At 67.9% G+C, this 20,044-nt stretch carries 13 protein-coding genes; 5 read left to right on the forward strand and 8 right to left on the reverse strand.

Annotated features, from left to right (window positions below; all coding sequences use genetic code 11):
- Positions 1 to 355: 355 nt before the first annotated feature.
- The gene (locus tag BKN51_RS16445; protein ID WP_101608493.1) at positions 356 to 3,649 is read right to left on the reverse strand and encodes a BTAD domain-containing putative transcriptional regulator; all 3,294 of its coding nucleotides are present in this window, start codon (positions 3,647 to 3,649) and stop codon (positions 356 to 358) included.
- Between the two features lie 122 nt (positions 3,650 to 3,771).
- Here BKN51_RS16445 and BKN51_RS16450 point away from each other — a divergent pair, with 122 nt between their 5' ends.
- Both BKN51_RS16450 and BKN51_RS16455 read left to right on the forward strand, forming a co-directional pair.
- Positions 3,772 to 4,665, forward strand: a complete 894-nt coding sequence (locus BKN51_RS16450; RefSeq protein ID WP_233223129.1) for an NAD(P)-dependent oxidoreductase — start codon at positions 3,772 to 3,774, stop codon at positions 4,663 to 4,665.
- A 3-nt stretch (positions 4,666 to 4,668) separates the two neighbouring features.
- Positions 4,669 to 5,433: an SDR family oxidoreductase gene (locus tag BKN51_RS16455; RefSeq protein WP_101608495.1), complete on the forward strand. Its 765-nt coding sequence runs from the start codon at positions 4,669 to 4,671 to the stop codon at positions 5,431 to 5,433.
- A gap of 440 nt (positions 5,434 to 5,873) precedes the next feature.
- On the opposite strand, the gene BKN51_RS16465 is transcribed toward BKN51_RS16455, so the two are convergent.
- The 3 genes from BKN51_RS16465 to BKN51_RS16475 all read right to left on the reverse strand — a co-directional run bounded on the left by BKN51_RS16465 (position 5,874) and on the right by BKN51_RS16475 (position 11,683).
- Positions 5,874 to 9,308 (reverse strand): ALF repeat-containing protein, encoded by a 3,435-nt coding sequence (locus BKN51_RS16465; protein WP_158255757.1) that lies wholly within the window; start codon positions 9,306 to 9,308, stop codon positions 5,874 to 5,876.
- Between the two features lie 68 nt (positions 9,309 to 9,376).
- Positions 9,377 to 9,862 (reverse strand): hypothetical protein, encoded by a 486-nt coding sequence (locus tag BKN51_RS43130; RefSeq protein WP_102906595.1) that lies wholly within the window; start codon positions 9,860 to 9,862, stop codon positions 9,377 to 9,379.
- Between the two features lie 72 nt (positions 9,863 to 9,934).
- Positions 9,935 to 11,683 carry a trypsin-like serine protease gene (locus tag BKN51_RS16475; protein WP_101608499.1) on the reverse strand — a complete coding sequence of 583 codons (1,749 nt, stop codon included), beginning with the start codon at positions 11,681 to 11,683 and terminating at the stop codon, positions 9,935 to 9,937.
- A 307-nt stretch (positions 11,684 to 11,990) separates the two neighbouring features.
- On the opposite strand from BKN51_RS16475, the gene BKN51_RS16480 reads away from it, so the two are divergent.
- Entirely contained in the window at positions 11,991 to 13,049 is a 1,059-nt protein-coding gene (locus BKN51_RS16480) for an ArsR/SmtB family transcription factor (RefSeq protein ID WP_102906594.1), read from the forward strand.
- 275 nt (positions 13,050 to 13,324) lie between these two features.
- On the opposite strand, the gene BKN51_RS16485 is transcribed toward BKN51_RS16480, so the two are convergent.
- Entirely contained in the window at positions 13,325 to 14,353 is a 1,029-nt protein-coding gene (locus BKN51_RS16485) for an LLM class flavin-dependent oxidoreductase (RefSeq protein WP_158255755.1), read from the reverse strand.
- 503 nt (positions 14,354 to 14,856) lie between these two features.
- Here BKN51_RS16485 and BKN51_RS16495 point away from each other — a divergent pair.
- Both BKN51_RS16495 and BKN51_RS16500 read left to right on the forward strand, forming a co-directional pair.
- Positions 14,857 to 15,975, forward strand: coding sequence for a sensor histidine kinase (locus BKN51_RS16495; RefSeq protein WP_101608503.1), 1,119 nt, complete (start codon positions 14,857 to 14,859; stop codon positions 15,973 to 15,975).
- Complete coding sequence (locus tag BKN51_RS16500) at positions 15,972 to 16,640, forward strand: response regulator (protein WP_101608504.1); 669 nt, start codon at positions 15,972 to 15,974, stop codon at positions 16,638 to 16,640. Before BKN51_RS16495 ends, BKN51_RS16500 begins: the two co-directional genes overlap by 4 nt.
- Here the strand turns inward: BKN51_RS16500 and BKN51_RS16505 are convergent.
- From BKN51_RS16505 to BKN51_RS16515, 3 genes are all read right to left on the reverse strand, one after another.
- A complete protein-coding gene (locus BKN51_RS16505) occupies positions 16,604 to 18,154 on the reverse strand; it encodes an alpha/beta hydrolase (protein WP_101608505.1) in 1,551 nt (516 codons plus the stop codon). The two genes, BKN51_RS16500 and BKN51_RS16505, sit on opposite strands and share 37 nt — an antisense overlap.
- 403 nt (positions 18,155 to 18,557) lie before the next feature.
- Complete coding sequence (locus tag BKN51_RS16510; RefSeq protein WP_101608506.1) at positions 18,558 to 18,998, reverse strand: GbsR/MarR family transcriptional regulator; 441 nt, start codon at positions 18,996 to 18,998, stop codon at positions 18,558 to 18,560.
- A complete protein-coding gene (locus BKN51_RS16515) occupies positions 18,995 to 19,819 on the reverse strand; it encodes an alpha/beta fold hydrolase (protein ID WP_101608507.1) in 825 nt (274 codons plus the stop codon). Before BKN51_RS16515 ends, BKN51_RS16510 begins: the two co-directional genes overlap by 4 nt.
- Positions 19,820 to 20,044 lie beyond the last annotated feature (225 nt).

The raw sequence follows: 20,044 nt of genomic DNA on the forward strand, positions 1-20,044 counted from the left end.
ACCATCGGAGCATTCCTTCGTCGATGACCGCGCGGGTTTCTTTTCGTACGAGAGGCCCGCTCTGCTCCTGCGTCAGTCGATCAGCGACCTCGCGCGGGGGCGGGGCCGTCCGCCGCGAGGTGGATGACAAACCCGTGGCGCCCTGCCTCGCGCGGCCTCGCGCGTCGGCGCCACAGCACTTCGCGTCGGCGGATACCGATGACCGTGGGTGGCCGGGCCAAGACGCAACTCAAACTGCGACGGCGAAAGGTGGCAATGGCACAAGAGCCGAGAACGATCCGGATCGAGGCTCGCCTGGCAGCATGAACACCAGATAGCCGCTCCTCCGAACGTCGACACGACACGCCAGTATCACCTAGCTCAGCCTTCCGTTATCGCAACCGGCGGAAACTTCTACTGCCTGCTGGGCGGTTGGCGTAGTGTTATGTCCGGTGATGTCATCGGGATCATTTCTTCGACCGTATTCGAATTCGGTGACGAAGGCGTTTTCGGGCAGGTTGCGCCGGATCCTGGTGGTGATCCGGTCGATGTCGCCGCATTCTGCGAGTGGTAATGGAGCTCCTGCCAATTTCCTGAGTGCGGTGGCTGTGCCGAGTATGCGGGCGGCGCGGTGGTGAAGACCGTTGAGTGAGTGTGCTCCGGCCAGTCCTTCCAGTGCGAGTGCGATCGCCCGTTGATCGCCGGTGGCCTGTGCTGCGACGTAACCGTCGACGTGCAGGGCGAGCGCCGTTGACGCGTCGCCGCGTTGTTCCGCGATGAAGCCGAGTTCGGCCAGTATCAGTGCGAGGCCAGGGGTGCCGTTCCAGCGTCGGCACCAATCGAGCCAGTTTCGCAGGTGTGTTTCGGCGATATCGAGCTTGCCTTGCCTGCGTGCGCCAAGCCCGAGGCCGACCTCGGCGTGTTGGACGCCCCACAAGTGGGACTGTTCCGCAGCCAATCGCATCGCTCGCGTGTGAAACTCCTCCGCTGTGGCGTAGTCGCCCGCCAGCAGGGCGCTGCGGCCGAGTCCGGATAGTTCGTACGCCGCCTCGGTCCACAATCCGAGTTCTTCGGCGTTGCTCAGCCCCTCCCGGCGAAGACGTGCGGCGTCTTCGTAGTCGCCACTGATTTCGGACAGTGTGGCGAGGCGTTGCCTGGCCTTTAGTTGCCCCCAGCTGTCGCCGAGCTTCTCGAAAAGGGTCAGGCTTTGACGGCCGAGTCGGCCGGCTTCGGCGATGTCGCCCTTGGCCAAGGCGAACGTGTGCGTGATCAGGATGGCTGCGACGCCCCAGTTGTCGTCGGCTGCTCGGTAGGCGGCCAGAAGCCGGTCGATCTGGTCACCGGTCGTCGCCGGGGCATCGAAACCGCTCTGCGCGAAGCCGAGGAACCACTCGGCCCACGCTCGCACGGCAGGGTCGGCGACGGCGTCGTTCACCGTGTCCAGCACATCGCCTGGCACCACCGTGTCCGGATCGGTGGCATCGCGGATCAGCAGCGAGATGCCTGCTTGCCATACCGCCGCCATGGCCCTCGTCGCGGCAGGCACCGGCCCGTGGAGGGTCAAGACGAGGTTCAGCATCCGGCGTGCTTCGCCGAGCCTGCCGCGCAGGAACCAATACCAGCCCAGCGCGTTGACCAGCCGGAGAGCCGATTCCGCTTCGTCGCGCTGGATCGCGTCGTCCAGCGCCCGGTGGAGATTGGCGTTCTCGGCGTCCAGGCACCGCAACCAGTATCGTTGCCGTCTGCTCCGCAGGTGTGGCTCGGCGCGTTCAGCGAGTTCGGTGTAGTACCGGCGGTGCAGCCGCCGGATCCGTTCGGACTCACCCGCTTCGCCGAGGCGTTCGTGGCTGTAGGCCGCGACGGATTCGAGTAGCCGGTACCGAGGGCCGTCCGCGGTCTCGGTCATGATGACCAGCGAACGGTCCACCAACCGGGCAAGCAGATCGAGAACCTCCGTCGCCCGCACTCCCCCACCTGCGCAGACGGCTTCGGCCGCTTCGATGGTGCAGCCTCCGGAGTGGACGGACAGGCGGCGCAGGACGACGCGTTCGGCCGCAGTGAGCAGTTCCCAGCTCCAGTCGATCATCGCCCGCAACGTCCGCTGACGGGCCGGCGCTCCCCTGTTCCCGCCTGCCAGCAACCGGAACCGGTCGTCCACTCGTGCGGCCAGTTCCCGCACGCCCAGCGCCCGGATCCGCGTGGCGGCCAGTTCCAGAGCGAGTGGAATTCCGTCGAGCCGTCGGCAGATCGTGGCGACAGCGTCGGTATTGTCCGTGGTCAATTCGAACCCGGGCACGGCGGCGCTCGCTCGTGCCAGGAACAGCCGGACCGCGCTGGACTCGCGCACGGCTTCGATCGCCGCCCCGGGCTCCGGTGGCTCCAGCGGCGACACGGGCCACACCTGCTCCCCGTCCACCGCGAGCGGCTGTCGGCTTGTCGCCATGATTCGCAGGCCCGGCACTGTCGACAGCAGCCGGCCGACGAGCTCGCCGGCCGGCTCGATCACGTGCTCGCAGTTGTCCAGGACCAGCAGGAGCTGCTTCGTCCGCAGAGCGCCGGTGAGCCGCTCGAACGGGGAAACAGGACCAGCGGACGGAAACAGGGGCGTTGTGGCGTCGTCGCGGAGGCCGAGGACAGCGGCCACCAGGTCGACCAGTCCCGCGGACGTCCGCTCATTGTCCTGGCGATCCAGCATTGTCAGTTCGACCAGCCAAACGCCGTCGGAGAAGGCATCGGCCAGCCGGCCTGCCGTCTCCACGGCCAGCCGCGTCTTGCCGACACCGCCAGGGCCGGTCAGCGTCACCAGCCGATCCGTGTCCAGCCCCGAGCACACCTCGCCGACGACGTCCGCTCTGCCGATCAGGGCGCTCAGCGGGATGGGCAGATTGGTTCGCGGCGCGGCGCCGGAAGCAGGGCTGAGGTGGGTGGCCTGTTCCAGGATCGACTGGTGAAGGGCTGCCAGCTCAGGACCGGGGTCCAAGCCCAGTTCCTCCGCCAACCGGTGGCGCAGGACGCTATAGACGGCCAGTGCCTCGGCCTGCCGCCCGGCGCGGTACAGCGCACGCATGTAGACCGCGCACAGCCGTTCCCTCAGGGGATATCGAGCCACCAGTTCGCCGAGCTCCCCGGCAAGCGCGGCGGCGAGCCGGTCATCCGACTCCAGCCTCGCCTCAGCGTGTTCTTCGAGGGCGACCAGCCGCTCCTCCTCAAGACGTCGAGCGAGGTTCCTGGCGAACTCCGCGTCCTGGAAGTCGGCGAAGGCCTGCCCGCGCCACAGCCCCAGCGCATCCGACAACAGACCCGCCCGCGTGCGGGCGTCGCCGCTGATTCGCGCCTGCGCGGTCAGGTCCCGGAACCGGCCCAGGTCCACCATGGCCGGATCGACCCGTAGCAGATATCCGGACGGCTGCGACACCACCAGGCCCCGCCCTCCCGGCTCGGCGTTTTCCAACGCTCGCCGGAGCTGCCAGACCCTCGTCTGCAAGGTCTTCCTCGGGTTGATGGGAAGCCGATCGCCCCACAGATCGTCGATGAGCCGATCGGCCGACACCGGTCGACCCTCGTGGACCAGCAGGTCCGCCAGCAGAGCACGGACCTTCGACTCCCCGACGTCGACCGGAGTCCCGTCCGCCGTCCACACGGCCAGCGGACCGAGTACTCCGAAACGCACGACACCACGTTAACCGGCGAGCGGCCGGTCGGGTCGACGCGCACCCGACCTAGACCAGACCTAGACCGGACCGGGGGCGGCCTGTCCCAGGGTGGTGATCACGGACCCGAATGGAGTTGCAGGTGAACGAACACGAAACACCCGTCCCGGTGACGGTCATCGGCCTCGGCGCGATGGGCAAGGCACTGGCCGCCACGTTCCTTGCCGCAGGCCATCCCACCACCGTCTGGAACCGCTCGCAGAGCAAGGCGGACAGCCTCGTCGCGGGCGGCGCGATGCGGGCTGCGACGATCATCGAGGCGGTCACGGCCAGCCCTCTTGTGGTCGCCTGCCTGCTGGACTACCCGGTCCTGCACGAGATCCTCGACCCGGCAGGTGACGCCTTGGCCGGCCGAACCCTGATGAACCTCACCAACGGAACACCGGACCAGGCCCGCGAGACCGCTGTCTGGGCAGCCCAGCGCGGCGCCGGCTACCTCGACGGCGGCATCATGGCCGTACCCCCGATGATCGGCCAGCCCGAAGCCCGCGTCCTCTACAGCGGCTCACGGCACGTCTTCGACCAGTACGAGCACACGCTGAACCGGCTGAGCGCCGCCATGTACGTGGGCGCCGACCCGGGCCTGGCGTCGCTCTACGACCTGGCCTTGCTCAGCGCGATGTACGGCCAGTTCGCGGGGGCGAGCCACGCACTCGCCCTCGTCGGCACGGAGAAAGCCGATCTCACGGAGTTCGCCGCGTCCCTGCTGGCTCCCTGGCTGACCGCGACGACCGTCGCTCTGCCCCTGCTCGCCCAGGGAAACGGCACCAGCACGCAGGCGGTCGAGGAATCCGTTTCCCCACCGGACATGCAGGCGGTGGCCATCGCCAACATAGTCACGGCCAGCAACGCCCAGAACGTCGACAAAGCCTTGCTCTCCCACCTGGCCATCCCCCTGCGAGACCTCATCGGCCAGTCCGCCCACGACCGCGACCTCGCCGGCATGGTCGACCTGATCAAGAAACCCACGGAGTAGACCTTGAACAAATACTCGGGCAGGAAAGCCGTCGTCGCGGGCGGAACGCACGGCATGGGGCTCGCGGTCGTCAAAGCACTCCTCGACGGCGGCGCGGAAGTCGTGCTGACCGGCCGCAACGAGAAGAACATCGAAACGGCGCGCACCGAACTCACGTCCTCCGCCGCACATGTGGTCCGATCCGACGCCACCAGCATGGCCGACATCCACGCGCTCGGTGACCTCGTCGAAGCCGGACTCGGCCAGATCGACTTCGTGTTCGTCAACATCGGACTCGCCAAGCTCGAACCCTTCGACCAAGTAACCGAAGCGTCCTACGACCAAAGCTTCGACACCAACACCAAAGGCGCGTTCTTCACCACCCAGCGGCTCGCTCCCCTCGTCCGCGACGGCGGCTCGATCATCTTCACCACCTCCATCGCCGACGAAGGCGGAACAGACACCCTGACCGTCTACTCCGGAGCGAAAGCCGCCGTCCGGGCCTTCGCGAAAGGGATCGCCAGCGCGCTCCTGCCGCGGAACATCAGGGTGAACGTGATCAGCCCCGGCTTCATCGACACCCCGACCATGGGCATCACCGGCATGACCGACGACGACCGGGACGCGTTGAAGGAAATGGGAGACACGGCTACCCCGATGAAGCGACACGGCACCGTCGAGGAAATCGCCACGGCCGTACTGTTCCTCGCCTTCGACGCGACCTTCACCACCGGCGCCAGACTCACCATCGACGGCGGCATCGGCCAAGGCATCTCCACACCCCGGTAAGGGAGGACATCGCGCGAACAAACACTGCCTCATCAGGCTTGAGGGCGGCCGGGTCCCGGCCGCCCTCAAGTCAGCACGTCGTGATTGAGACCAGCCCTGCAACACAGGCTGGAAGCGACCACTTCAAACGGTCGCACATGGGACGGTTCGTGTGCCTGATCACCTCAACCAGCTTCCGCATCCTGCGGTCGCCGTGCGCCGTCTCAGTGTCGTCTCCCGAACATGTGGAGTTGCCATACCGGAAGATCCGTCCCACCTTCCGCCCACCGACGAAAACCTCAAGAAGCTGGTCCTCGCCCTGATCGGACGGTTCCCCGCGGAGCACGGCGAAATTCAGGCGACCGTCCACCGGCACTTCGAGGAGGTCAGCACCGACGCATCCGCGGACGCCTGCCTCCTCCAACTGACCGAAGGAAGCGCAGACCGATGCTACTTCACTTCTATCTGAGACCGACAGGCTGGTAAGCGACATACAGGGTCTGATAGATATTCCTACCGCCAGGCAACATCGACGGAACCAGGCCTTGCCAGGTCACTTCCGCGCTACTCTTGGTCACACTGTCGTAGACCAGTCCTCCGTCGAGCCTGAACCGGTCACCAAACTTGGTTTTCATGTACTTTTCCACTTCCAGCTGAAGGGCGGTACGAAGGAAGTCCCGGGTCAGGCTGCGATCCTCCTTCATTCTCCTTTTCGCAGTTTCGCTCAAATTGTCGTTGAGTATGTCTTTGCTGCGCTTGCTGGCCATGACCCAGTTAAGGCCGTCGCGCATTGCCTCCAGAAGCTCTTTTTTGCCCGCCATCGGCCCATTGGACGATACCAGCCATAGGCCGCGGTCCGCCATTTGCAGGTTGATTTCCTCACAGTTGCCGGGAAATTTGGCACACAGCCTGTTTTCGAGTTCCATGAGTGCTTCCCACCGAACAGCCTGCGGAAGTCCGTAGATGGATATCATCTTCTCGAACTCTTTTGGCTGATAGTGGTATTTCTCGGCCAGCTCCATCTCGATGTTTTCCTGATCGAGCGCCCATGGTTTGCGTTCGACCGGCTGCCCGGGCGGTTGTTCCGCAGCCTTCTTGCGCCTTGCCTCTTCCTCCTGCTTCTGCAGGTTCAGCATGTGTTCCATGGCTCCGACCAGCGCTGCGGCCGCCTTGTCCGCGCTCTGCCCCGCCGCGATGGCCGCTGCCCTGGCTTGCGCGGCCGAGGCTGACGCCGAGGACGCGGAGCGACGGGCTTGGGCCGCGGAGGAGTTGGCCCGTGCGGCGGAATGGGCGGCGGCCGCCGACTGGCTCTGAGCGGCTTGGGCGGCTTCGCGGGCCGACTTGGCCGATTGGGCGGCCTGGTTCGCGGATTCCTGAGCCTGGTCAGCGGACTGGCGGGCTTGATCGGCATAACCGTTGGCCTCGTTGGCCGATTCACTGGCTCGCCTGGCGTACTCCTCCGCCTCGGCGGCCGCGTTCCGGGCGATGGCCGCGACCCTGCCCGCTTCGGCGGCGTTCTGCCGAGCAGTGGCAGCCGACTGTGCCGCCTCGGCGACATACCCACGGACCTCCGCGACATGACTCGCGGTCTCGAGATCACGTTTCTTGGCTTGATGCACACCGACCCGAAGGAAGTCCCGCACGACGTCCGGGGGCCCTGCCAACGCGATCCGTGCAGCGGCGTTCACTTCACCGCCCGCACTGAGAAACCGGGTGGCCTGGACCTGATCGTCCTGCTCGGCAGCAACGAACTGACCACGCTCAAGGAAGTCTTGAACCTGCTGGGGCGTTCCGTTCAACGCTGCCCTGCCCGCTTCCTTTACCGCGGGGCCGCCCGAGTTCATGAGCTGGGCGATCAGAACCTGATCATCTGCCTCCTTGCCAGGATAATGCCGAGTACGCAGGAACTCCTGAACTCCGGCATAAGGCCCGAACATCAGCGCTTCGGCCGATTTCCGCTGTTCGGGTCGGTCGGTGTTGTCCGCGATGTGGCCCACCCGGGTGCGGTCGTCCTGTTCGGCGGCCAGTTGACGCTGGCTGGACACGAACGCGCGTACGTCGAATTCACCGCCGACGAGTGCCGCTTCGGCCACTGCCTGCGCCCAGGGGCCACCTGTGCGCATCGACCTGATCGCGACCTTGCGCCCATTGCCCACGATGACCTCGGTAGTGGCGCCCGGCGCCGTCGCCTCGGCGAGCAGTCGTCGCGTGTCCGCGTCCAGTCTGGCGGCTTCGGTGGCCTCCCACGCGAGCGTGGACTTTCCCGCCTCGTACTTGGTTTTCGCCATCTCCGCGTCGGCGATCCCCTGGGATGTCTCCCTGCTCAACCGTGCGGCGTCCGACTTGCGAGCGTCTTCTTCGACCTTGCTCGCCCGATTGGCCGCCGCCACGGCGGCGTCAGCCGCCTGCTGTGCTGCTTCGGCATGAGCGGTGGCTTCCCTCGCCGCGTCAGCCGACTGACCGGCATGTTCGGCGGCTTCCCGGGCCGCGATGGACGCGGCTTCGGCATGCGCGGCCGCACCGGTCGCCGCCTCGTACGCCTCGGTCGCGGCCTGAGCCGATTCCGAGGCGTACGCGTCGGCGGCATTCGCCGCGGAGTCAGCTTCCGCCGCCTGCCGCCTCGCGGTGGCAGCGGCCTGCTTCGCGCGCTCGGCTTGCGCTCCTGCGGCATGGGACTGGTTACCGGCCACCAGTGCCGCGGCAGCCGCGGCACTGGAATGCCCACGAGCGCTGAGGACCGCCCGCAGGGCCGTTCGGGCCTCCTGCAGCACGGGGCCCATCGCGAGCATCGCGTTGGCGGCGTCCTTCGTCGCCAACGCGACATTGTGAGCGTCGACAGCTGCCGCGCCCGCCGCCTCGGCCTGTTTGGCATCGCCGACCGCGGCGGCCGCGGCCTTACGGGCGCGGGCGGCGGCCTGCGCGGCCGCGGAAGCTGCGGAGGCCGCCTTGGCCGCGGCGTTCGCCGCTCCGCGAGCAGCTGCGGTGGCGGCGTTGGCCGCCGCTATCGCGGTCTGGGTCGCTTCGGCCGCACGCAAGGCGGCGTCCGCTGCCCGGCCTGCCGCCGCAGTGGCCTTCGCCGCATCGGCGCCGGCCTGCACGGTCTCGCTCGCGGCGCGTTCCGCCGCCTCCTTGGCCAGTCGAGAAGCCTCCACGGCACGGGCGGATGCTTCCTTCGCCGCCTCGGTCTCGGTGGCGGCCCGCTGGCCCGCTTCCTTCGCCTGGCCCGCCAATCCGGCGACGCTGGCCCGTTCCTCATCCCGTGCCCGAGCCAGGTACTGCCCCTTGCGAAGGAAATCCTCGACATCCTCGGCCGAACCGGCCAGCGCGGACCGGGCGGCCTGCTTCACCGCGGCCCCACCCACGGCCATGAGCTGCGTCGCCAGTACCTCGTTGTCCTCAGCCCGCAAGACGTATCGTTTGGTGACCAGGAAATCCCACACATCCTTGGCGGACCCACGCAGCGCGGCCTGGGCCGCCTCCCGCACCGCAGGCCCGCCGGTGTGCATGGTCTGCGTGACCTCCACCTGCTGGTCCTGCTCGAAGGGTGGTCGCCAACCCGATTCCAGGAATACCCGCACCCCGTCCGCGGAACCACGGAACGCGGCTCTGACCGCCTCTCGCGTCGCGGGTCCACCGGTGTGCATGATCTGGGCCAGCCGCACCTGATTGTCCTGTTCGCGGGCAATGTGCTGCCCGGTACGCAAGAATTCGCCCAGTGCCGCATCGGAATCCAGCAACGCGGCCTCCGCGGCGAGCGTCGTCCCGGGCCCTCCGCTTTTCAGCATGTCCACCACCAGCTGACGCTCATTCACCGGCGGCGGATCCGCCGCGGCAAGCGGCACACCGGTCATTCCCGCGATCAGAGCCGTCGCGGCGACCACAACGGTCGCGCGCATTCTGCTCACCCTGCCTGACTTTGTTCTCATGCGTTCGTATCCCTTCAAACACTTGGTTCGCGCTCGGCTCATGGCAAGGCCGTGAGTTCCAGAAGCGTGGACGGGCCATTGGCGGGCCCGGTGCCCTCACCGACCGACTTTCCGTCCCCCTTGGGAATATCGACATTCTCGATCGCGCCCTTGGTGTTGAGCGTGGCGTTGACACGATGGTTTCTGTCGGCCTCGATGTAGAAGACTTTTGGCAATTCCATGCTCAGACGGCCACTGGCGCCGGTTACCCGGAAACAGGCTTTTACCAGCCCGGTGGCACTTCGCCCTTTGACCAGGATGTAATCCTGATCCGTGCTCGTGTCACTGGGGCAATCGACGAGCTCGATATGGCCATCGCCTCTGCCGACAACAATGCCGCGACTGGCGAGTATCACGCTCGCGCCAGGATGGTCGTAGGTTTCAACGACACTGGGTGGCGCATCGGCATGAACATTTTCGGCGGATTCCGCGGCAAGGGTGCCTGCCAGCAAGGTAGCGCCGCCGACCAGGCCGACGATCAGCAAGCGAGGGGAAAGTCGCATATTCTTCTCGTTTCTCCGTATTCAGTCCGATGAAGTTCTGGTCGACCTCTTGGGTCAACTAAGGAAACTTGTTCCCCACTGATCGCGGTGGACTCCGTCCGCCGGGGAAAACCACCAGTGCTGCAAGCTGTTCCCGGCACCACGGGCGAATACCGTCAGGATGTTCACGTTGCCGTCGGTGAAGCGGGTCGCGGTGGGGTTACCGGTCACTCCGCCGCCCCAGTGGTCCCGATGTGCGCTGATCTCGTTCCTGCCCAGCCACCAATGCTGCAAAGTGCCATCGGTGCCCCGGGCGAAGACGGTGAGTTCATCTCCCGTGGCCGCCGTGCTGGGGTTGCCGGCGACTCCGCCGCCCCAGTGGTCCCGGTGAGCGCTGGTCTCGTTCTTGCCGAGCCACCAGTGCTGCAAAGTGCCATCGGTGCCCCGGGCGAAGACGGTGATGGCGTCGTTAAAGACCGCGGTCGTGGGGTTGCCGGTGACTCCGCCGCCCCAGTGGTCCCGATGTGCGCTGGTCTCGTTCTTGCCGAGCCACCAGTGCTGCAGGGTGCCGTCGGTGCCCCGAGCGAAGACGGTGATGGCGTCGTTGAAAACCACTGCGGCCGGATCTCCGGCTACGCCGCCACCCCAGTGGTCCCGGTGAAAACTGGTCTCGTTCTTGCCGAGCCACCAATGCTGCAAGGTGCCGTCGGCACCCCTGGCGAACACCGTGAGGAAACCGTTGGATACCAGAACCGTTGGATCGCCTCCCAGCCCGCCACCCCAGGTGTCGTGTCCACCGAGGACGCCATCGGGCCCGGTCCACCAGTGCTGCAAGGTGCCATCAGCGCCCCTGGCGAACACGGTGACGTGGTCCTTGAACACCACTGCGGCCGGTTTGCCCACGACAGAGCCGCCCCAGGACTCCTGCCGGTGGGCCTCACCGTTCTTGATCGACCAGCGCTGCAAGACGTTGCTGGTGTTTCGGCCGAAGAACATCAACTTGTTCTGGAACATCGTCGCCGCGGGCCCGGTTCCGGGGCCGAGATCCGAGCTGTTCTGAACGATCTGCTGCTGGATCCAAACTCCGAGGTCGTCGACCCTGGTTTCAGTGGCACCCTTGCGGCTCTCGATCTCGCCCTTGCAGCCCGCCTGCCACGAGGCGCTGTGCAGGGCTACCAACTCGACCGAAACGCTGCCGTTCGTACGGAAGGCCGGGCCTCCCGCGTCACCCTTGCAGATACTGGCCTGCGGCGTGGTGCCAACAATACCCACTGTGGTGGCCTCGACCGACGTCACGGAGAACTGTGCGGTATGCACCCGATACGGCAACCACTCGGTCGCCGTCCGCCCGAAACCGGCAGTCGTCAGCACTTCGTCTTGACGCGGCGCCGAAACACCGATCGCCAAGGGCGCGATGTCGGCGACCGGTTCCTCCAGCCTGACGAGCGCGAGGTCGCGCTCGGGATGAGCCACCACCGTGACGACGTTCAGCACCGGGCCGTCCTGGCCGCTCGCGCCAGTACGCCCGAACGTGGCCGTGGTGGGCTGACTGGGCGGCCCTGTCTGGAGACCTCGCCCTGTTTCGGGGTCCGCGCCGAAGCAAGCACTCGCGGTGATCACCCATTGCGGATCGATGAGCGCGCCACTGCAACTTCGATTTGCGGTACCGAAGTCCAACTTGGCGACGAATCGGTAAGCACCTTCCGCGGCGGGACCTCCACTGACGGCACTGGCCGATACACAGGGCAACGCACCCGTCGTCAAGACTGTGGCAACTAAACCGGCAATCCATTTTCCTCGCGGACGTAGTCGTGACACCTGCATTTACCCCCTGTTCCGCCTCACCACTATTGAGGTGAAGGTATGGATGAATCCGATGAATCCGTCGAACTCCGCCGTCGTTCGATCTGCCCGGCGAAAGAACCTTGAGCTGAATCTGCCCTTGGCACCAGTGCCTTTGCACGTGGATGAAAACCTCCTCCTCAGGAGGGAGGAGCCCAACCGATGCGGGCGCGAAGTAGCCCGGCACAGCCACCTGCACCCCACAACGTCCCTTTGGTCCGGGAACTTGCATCTCATGGGGGATGCGCGCCGCGTCTCCGACCGGCAGGCTGTTGGTAGATAGTTGATCATGGATTGGCCGGTGCACACCTGGGGAGATGTGATGCTGCGGATTCATTTCACGATGGCTGACCTGGCCCGCACACGGGTCGCGGAGATGTCCGATCCGCTCTGGGAGACCGTCCTCAGCCTGCGGCTCATGCAGCAACGCAACACGATTCTGTTGTTCGACTGCTGGCAGCGCCGGACCCGGTCCAAGCTGGCAGCGCCGACGACGCCACCCGGGGTGAAAACCCTGCTCAAGACACTGGTACCAGCGTCGGGCCACCTTCTCAGTTTCCTGAGCCCGGCGGAGGCCCCACGCAGCTGGGACGACGGGATCGAGAGGGTGCTGACCACTTCCCGCCGCCAGTTGGGTACGGAGCTGGGGCTTCTTGCCGAATCTCAGCCGCTGCCGACCTGGGCTCAAGACCTGGCCGATGGTGACACCGGAATCCTCACTCAAGTCGCCGACGCACTACGCGTCTACCACGAGGTCGCCCTCGTGCCGGCGTGGAGCCAACTGCTGGCCCTCGCCGCCATCGAACGCGGTGTCCTGGGCCGCGCGATGCTGCTCAAGGGGGTAGACGGGCTCTTCGCCTCTCTCGGCCCCGCGATGCGCTGGAATCCGCCCATCCTCGAGGTGGACTCGCACACCGACCGCGACCTCCATCTGGACGGTCGAGGACTGGTGCTGGTTCCCACCGTCTTCTACCGTGGCAAACCCGTGCTCTCCGAAGTCCCCGACGCGCCCCCGACACTTGCCTACGCCATGCAGCAAGACCTCAAGCGGTACGCAATGAGCGCCCCGCCGCAAGCGAAGCGATCCCTGGCCGCGCTTCTCGGCCCGACCAGAGCGGCCGTACTGGCCAACGTCAGCACCGGAGCCACCACCTCCGAACTGGCCCGGCGAGCCAACACATCAGTAGCCTCCGCCAGCCGGCACGCGAGCGTGCTCCGCGAAGCAGGCCTCATCTCCACGCGACGTATCGCCGAAGCTGTCCAGCACACTCTCACCGACCAAGGGGCAACCCTGCTCGCCGAAACCGCCGAAACCGACCGGCGCCGGCAAGGCGAGGCCGAGTCCTGACCCGACGGGCCGATCCGCGGCAGCGTTTCTAGGTTCGTCCCGGAAACGGCATCCTCGTCGTCATCCGCTTCGGGGCAGCAGGCTGGCGGTCAGCGCACCCAGGCGCGCGTCGTCCGACAGATTCAGCACGAGATCCCCGCCATCACGCATGGACGTTGCTTACCAGCTGTAGCCGGCCGCGATACAACACCGACCAGCCCGATCACGTGGCAGGCCACCCCTGTCACGCTGTTGCCGGCGTACTGGGGCAGGTCCAGGTCGCTGCAGCCATTAGCTCACGGGGCGGCCAGCAACGGGACGAGGTCGCGGATGATCCGTTGCCCGTCCTCATCGAGGACCGCCGGCCGAAGGCGGACACCGGCGATCCCGTCCTGATCGCGCCAGCCGGTAACGACTTCCGCGAGCCCGGGCGCGGTGCCGGTGAAGATGCCGGTATCGGTCGACCAGACCGCGCCGGTGACATGGTTCAGGTGAGCGAGCCTGGCCCGCGCGCCGTCGCCGGTGTCGCCGAGAACAACCGCGATGTCCGCATAGAGTTCAGTCTTGGTGGCATCTGGCGTCAGCTCCTCGATTTGCCTGAACGCCGCGACCAGTTCCGGCACGGGATGCTCGGCGGTCGGTGTGAGAAAGACCCGGTCGGCGACCGCGGCAGCGAGCCGATAAGGCTCCAGGGCATGGTGGGCGAGCGCAGCTACTCGCGGCGGCACGGCCACGGGAACGTTCAGCGGCCCCGCGGCAGGGTGATGGTCCGGGACGCGGGGTGCGATCGGCCCGTACCGCCAGAATTCGTCCCCGGAACCCAGGCTCTCGTGGGGGAAGGTCGACCACAGGCTCCGAATCGCGCGCACCTGGGACTCCGCGTCCCGGAACAGGTCCCGGAGGCGATGAGCGATGCGCACCGGGGCCCGGACGTCCTCGGGCTCGAGCCGGGGAGTCGGCGTGCCGCCGACCACGGTGGCGTCACCCGCGTTAGCCGACACCTGGGGCCGGAAAGTCACCCGGCCCGGTGCGATCGCGGCCAACGACGCCAGTTGCGTCGCGACGTGGAAGGGATTCGAGTGGGTCACGTTCCTGGACACCACCACCTCGCCGATATCGGTGGAGGACAACAGGATCGCGGCGGTCACCACCGGATCGAGCCTGCCCCTGACCACTTTCCGAGGGTCGCCTGGCACGCCCGTGAACTGCTCGGTCTGCGCGCTCAAACCGTCTTCCAGGGTCACGAAGTCGATGCCTCCCGTCGCGGCCGCACGTCCCCAATCAGTCCAATGGCGACTGCCGAAGAGTTCGGCGGGGTCGGTCATCGACGACTCCGGCCACGCGGCGGGATGCCAGCCGACACCCTCCAGAGCGAGTCCGACGCGGAACAGTACCGACCGGCCACCAGTCATCATCATGACCAGATCTCAGAACATTCCCATTAATGTGAATGTCAACCTGTTCTCGCATGGTGATCCCGGAAGCGGGCGGAGGCGGGCGAACAGCGCAGCGGGTTCCAGCTCGTCCCGGTTCGGCAGGTGCTGCCACCAGGTGACCAAAGCCGCCGCCCTCCCCCTGCCCGAGTTCGCCGAGTACGGCTCCCAGGCCGAGCACGCCGCAGCCACCGCGCAGTTGCCTTACAAGGAGCCACGGTGGACTCCGGCAGGGTGTTCGTCCTCGGGCACGGCATGGGCGGCAAGGTCGCGATCGACGAACTCTCCATCGCGGGCCTGCTGATGCACGATGACATGGCCTAGCCCGGAAGGACTACGCCATGTCAGCCCCCACGGCGAAGTGACGAACGCCCCGGTGGCCATACAGTGACGGCGTGTTCGGTGAACGGCTCGACTCCTGGCTGCGCGGAAACGAGTCGCTCGTCGACGTCGTGACCGCACTCCTGCTCTCCGCCTGTTGTGTCCTTTTCGGACTGTTCGTCCGCGCGGACACCGCCTACTTCCTGTTCTCCCTGTTCCTGCCGCTGCCGTTGGCGCTGCGACGGCGGAAGCCCGCGGTGTGCGCGGCGCTCGTGCTGGGCGTCGCGGGTGTCCAGTGGCTGACGGTCCGGGACACCCATGGCGCGCTCTTGGCCGATCTCGCCGTCCCGGTGGCGGTACACGCCGCGACGGCCTACGGACCGCGATGGGCGGGCAGGGCCGGGCTCGCCGTCGGCCTCTTCGGCGCCGTGCTCGGCGGCCTGAGCTGGCCGCTGCTGCCTTCCTCCCCGACGGCGCATGCGCTCGTCGGCGCCTTTCTGGCCAGCACGGTGGTGGCCGCGTGGGCGATAGGGGCGTTGTGGCGGGTGCGCCGCGCCGAACGCGACCAGCGGGCGCGGCTCGCCGTGCTGGCGGAGCGGACCCGGATCGCCCGCGAGATGCACGACATCCTCGCCCATTCGCTCGCGGTCGTGATCGCGCAGGCCGACGGCGGCCGGTACGCGGCCGTGTCGTCGCCGGAGGCCGGGCGGGCCGCGCTGGCCACGATCGGCGACTGCGGCCGTCAGGCGCTGGGTGAACTCCGGCGGGTGCTCGGCGTGCTGCGGGACGGCCCGGAAACCGCGGAACCCCAACCGGGTCTGGACGATCTGCCCGGTCTGGTCGACCGTGTGCGGGCGGGCGGGCTCGACGTCCGCCTCGCCTTCGAGACCCCGCCGGGGCCGGTCGAGCCCGGGTTCTCCCTCACCGGCTACCGGATCGTTCAGGAGGGGCTGACGAACGTCCTGAAGCACGCGGGGACGGGCGCTCGTGCCGAAGTGTCGGTGCGCTGGCCCGCCGGACGGCTGGAGATCGACGTCCTCGACGACGGCCGGGCCCGGATCGCGGGTCCCGGCGGCGGGCACGGCCTGGTCGGCATGCGGGAACGGGCGGGTGCCTACCGCGGCACGGTGACGCTGGAGCCGAGGCCCGGCGGCGGTCACGTCCTGCGCGCCCGGCTCCCGGTGCCCGCGTGAGCGGCGAGGGCCCGGTCCGTGTCCTGCTGGCCGACGACCAGGCGCTGGTCCGGGCGGGGTTCCGGATGGTCGTCGACGCCCAGCCGGAACTGACTGTGGTCGGCGGGGCGGGCGACGGGCTCGCCGCCGTCGAGCTCACCCGGCGGCTGGCGCCCGACCTGGTGCTGATGGACGTGCGGATGCCGGTGCTCGACGGCGTCGAGGCCACCAGCCGGGTACTGGCCCTGCCCCGCGCGCCGAAGGTCATCATGCTCACCACCTACGACCTCGACGAACACGCCTTGGCCGCACTACGGGCGGGCGCGGACGGCTTCCTGCTCAAGGACGCCACCCCGGAGGAGCTGCTGGCCGCGATCAGAACCGTGCACGCCGGGGACGCGGTGCTCGCCGCGTCCACCACCCGGCGGCTGCTGGACCGGCTCGCTCCCCCGCTCGATCCCGCCGCGGCCCGGTCGGCGGCGACGCTGACCGGGCGCGAACGGGAGGTGCTGACCGGGCTGGCGCGCGGCTGGTCCAACACCGAGATCGCCGAATGGCTGACAGTGGCGCCGGGCACGGTGAAGACGCACATAAGCAACATCCTGGCCAAGCTGCGGGTCCGCGACCGGGTCCAGGCGGTGGTGCTCGCCTACGAGGCGGGCGTGGTCCGGCCCGGCGAGCGCTGACTCGCGCAGGTGACATCGGCACCGGGCAAGGAACCGCCAAGGAGATACGACTCGACGGCGCCGGTGACGCAACTGTCCCGGGCGAAGAGATAGACACCGTGCCGGAAGGCACCGTCCAGCGTGACCATGCGGGACCCCGTCAAGGCCCGGTGCAAGGACCGCTGTCCCGGGTACGGCGTGACAGGATCGCCGGACGCGCCCACGATCAGCGCGGGACGGTCGTTGCCGATCACGGTGGGCGGCTCCGCGGGCGAGACCGGCCAGAACGCGCACGGGGTGATGTCCCGCGCCAGCGGGCCGAACAGCGGCTCGGCGGCCCGGTGTGCCTGAATGTCCCGATAGTAGGTCTCCGGGTCGCGGGACGCGGCGCGGTCCGCGCACTGGTTCGCGATCGTGGCGCTGAACCCGAAGGCGGGTTCCACTTTCGGGTCGTCGTACAGGGAAAGCTTCCACTCCTGGGCGGGGGTCGGCGTGACGACGAGTACGCGAGCGGCGTCGCGCAGCACCACGACCTGGGCGCTGAACTCGGCGTAGAACGCGTCGCTGTCGTCGACGGTGAGAAGCAGCCCCGGGATCATCGCCGCGTCGATCCGGTGGCCGCCGACCCGCAGAGGTTCGCGGGCGGCGGCGCGGGCGATCCGGTCCACCGCGGCGAGGACGTCGGCGGCCGTCGCGCCCAGGTGGTACCGCTCGTCCCGGCGTGCGGCCCAGGAAGCCCAGTCCCGCAGCGCGGCGGCGTCCGCCGGTCCGGTCTCGCGGGTCAGCGCCGGGCCCGTGGCTTCGGGCGCGGCGGGGCTGTCGAGCACGATCCGGTCGACGCGGCGGGGAAAGAGCTGCAGGTGGACTGCGCCGAGATAGCTGCCGAACGACCAGCCGAGGTAGGAGATCTTCTGCTCGCCGAGCGCGGCGCGGACGAGGTCCATGTCCCTGGCCATGTCGCGTGTGGACGCGTACGGCAGGACATCGCCCCGGTCCGCGCAGCGAGCCGCGAGATCCTTCGCGACAGCCGCGCCACGATCGAAGCTGACCCGGTCGGGGCCGGCGACCTGCGCACTCCGCAGATACTTGCCGGTGGGCCAGCCGCATTCCAAGGGCGCGCTGAGCCCGAAGAACCGCGGATCCACCCCGACCAGGTCGTATCGTGCCGCGATCGACTGCGCCCCGGACGGGACCTCCGGCGGGAGCCCCTGCGCGAGCAGGGCCACGCCCTCCCGCGACGGGCCGGGGCCGCCGATGTTGACCACCAGGGTGCCCAGCCGGTGTGCGGGATCGGTCGCGGCGCGGCGGGCGACGGCCACGGAAAGGGTCCGGCCGCCCGGATCGGCGTAGTCCAGCGGCACGGTGACCTCACCGCAACTCGCCCCGGCGTCCGCCAGCCGCTGCCCGGTCTCGTCGTCCGGACCCGTCCGGCAGTCGTGCCAGCCGATCCGCCGATGCTCGGCTCCAGCCGCCGCTTTTCCTTGCAGGGCCCCGGCCAGGACCACGGCCATCAGAACGATCATGCGTATCTTCATCGTTCCGACGCTAAGCGCGGAAAGCGGCGAGAACCTCTGCCACGAGAACGAAATCGGCGCCGGGAACCTACTCCTCGCGGCTTAGGCCGTGTCCTGTAAGTCCGCTCATGGCATAGTTCTTCTCGGCTTGATGTGTCGCGGCGCACGGCCTGACTGATCGCCATGATCAGGTGGGGCGATGATTGCCCAGCAAGGCGCGGACGACCAGTCGATCCCCGCCCAGAAACGCCCTGACACGATCGGCCCCGCGAGGTGAGACTGCGTCCAGGCACGGTCGCGGCTCGTCCATCACGTGAAGCGAACCGTGATCAGGTTTTGTCGTCATGGCGTTTCGCGCCGAGAAGGCTGCGTGCGCCGGGATCGACGTCGCGTTCCCAGGTTTGGCGGCGGGTCGGGTGCCGCGTTACGAACGTCTGTTTCGCAGCATCTGCTCTCCTGCGTCCACATAGGACTCGAAGAAGTCCGCGACCTCCGTGAGCCGGGACTGGGCGCGTTCGTCCTCCGCACTCGTCGTTCCGGTCCGGAGCACCCGGACGAACGCCCGTGTCCGTTCGTGACTGGCCGCGAGGAGCTGCTCGAACCCGCCCACCACCTCGACGAGCAGCCGACGGCTGCCCGGCTGCGGGATGGTCCTGGCAAGCCCCCAGGAAACCAGCTCGCGGACGGCCACGCTCACCGCTCCCTTGCTGAGGCCGAGTGCCTCGCCGAGTTCGTCCAGCGACGCGGGACCCGCGTTGAGCAGGAGCCGCCCGTAGACCCGGCCCGTCGCACGGGGCAGGTTCCACGACGCGAGGAAGTCGCCCATCGCCGTGGCGAACGCGGCCCGGTCGTCGGCCACGGTCACGCCGAGCGCTCCTCGATCGCCGCGTCCCAGCCGTCGATGATGTCCCGGATCACCGTGCTCACCGCGTCCGCCGCGTCGAGGGTGACCACGTGTCCGGCATCGGGAACGACGTGCTCGGTCACACCTTCGGCCCGCGCCCAGCGAGGCATCGCGACCGCGATGTTGCCGGTGCGGTCGCGGTCGCCGCGGATGAGGCCCAGTGGCACGGGAGTGCGGTAGCCCGGTTCCGGGGCGACGAACGACACGGTGGCCCGCCAGACGTCGAGGAAGACCTGTTTGGGCATGTTCGCGAACGTCGCCTCGGACTCGGCGATCCCTTCCGGGGTCACGGCCGAGGCCCTGGCCATGAGACCCGGGAGCCGCGAGGCGGGGATGAGGGCGAGCGCCGGAGCGGCGAGTTTCAGCGAGAACCGCTCGACCGCCGTGAGCGGACCGGTGTTCCACGCCGAGTCCACGACGACGAGACCGGACACGCGCGCGGGAAAGCGACGGACGAGTGCCTGCGCGAGGTTCCCGCCGAGCGAGTGCCCGACAAGGACCGGGCGGTCGAGACCGAGGTGGTCGAGCAGAGCGCTCAGATCGTCGAGCGCGCTCTCCGCGGTGAACCGGGCACCCGGTGCGAGGCTCGACTCGCCGTGTCCCCGCTGATCCCAGCTGACCACCCGGTGACCAGCCTCGTTCAGGGCCAGTGCCTGCGCGTCGAACATCCGGTGGTCCATCCCGGCGCCGTGCGTGAAGACGACAGGACGCCCGTCCCCCGCCAGGTCTCCGTACCGCAGCACCCCACCATCGCGAGTCAGCACCCCATCCAAATTCACCATATTCTAAATATAGCCTACATTGACCGCGGCACCCCGGCGGCGACGTCGAACTGATGATCTGCCGGCCGAACACGCCATGCGACAAGTACTAGACGTCCCAAGTGAAAGTCCCGTACTGGGTACACCACAAATACGTGCCACTCGACAACGCGGACTTCACCGTGAGCAAGGAACCAGGCACACGACTCCGACATGAGCCACGCGTACGGCCTGCCGTCCTGATCC

Origin of the sequence: Amycolatopsis sp. BJA-103 (genome assembly GCF_002849735.1) — a bacterium.
GTDB lineage: Bacteria > Actinomycetota > Actinomycetes > Mycobacteriales > Pseudonocardiaceae > Amycolatopsis.

Bases quoted from the DNA above. Each gene is read 5' to 3' on its own strand.
- BKN51_RS16465 (WP_158255757.1), bottom strand. From the start codon at position 9,308: ATGCGCGCGACCGTTGTGGTCGCCGCGACGGCTCTGATCGCGGGAATG.
- BKN51_RS16475 (WP_101608499.1), bottom strand. From the start codon at position 11,683: ATGCAGGTGTCACGACTACGTCCGCGAGGAAAATGGATTGCCGGTTTA.
- BKN51_RS16480 (WP_102906594.1), top strand. From the start codon at position 11,991: ATGGATTGGCCGGTGCACACCTGGGGAGATGTGATGCTGCGGATTCAT.
- BKN51_RS16485 (WP_158255755.1), bottom strand. From the start codon at position 14,353: ATGACCGACCCCGCCGAACTCTTCGGCAGTCGCCATTGGACTGATTGG.
- BKN51_RS16505 (WP_101608505.1), bottom strand. From the start codon at position 18,154: ATGAAGATACGCATGATCGTTCTGATGGCCGTGGTCCTGGCCGGGGCC.
- BKN51_RS16515 (WP_101608507.1), bottom strand. From the start codon at position 19,819: ATGGTGAATTTGGATGGGGTGCTGACTCGCGATGGTGGGGTGCTGCGG.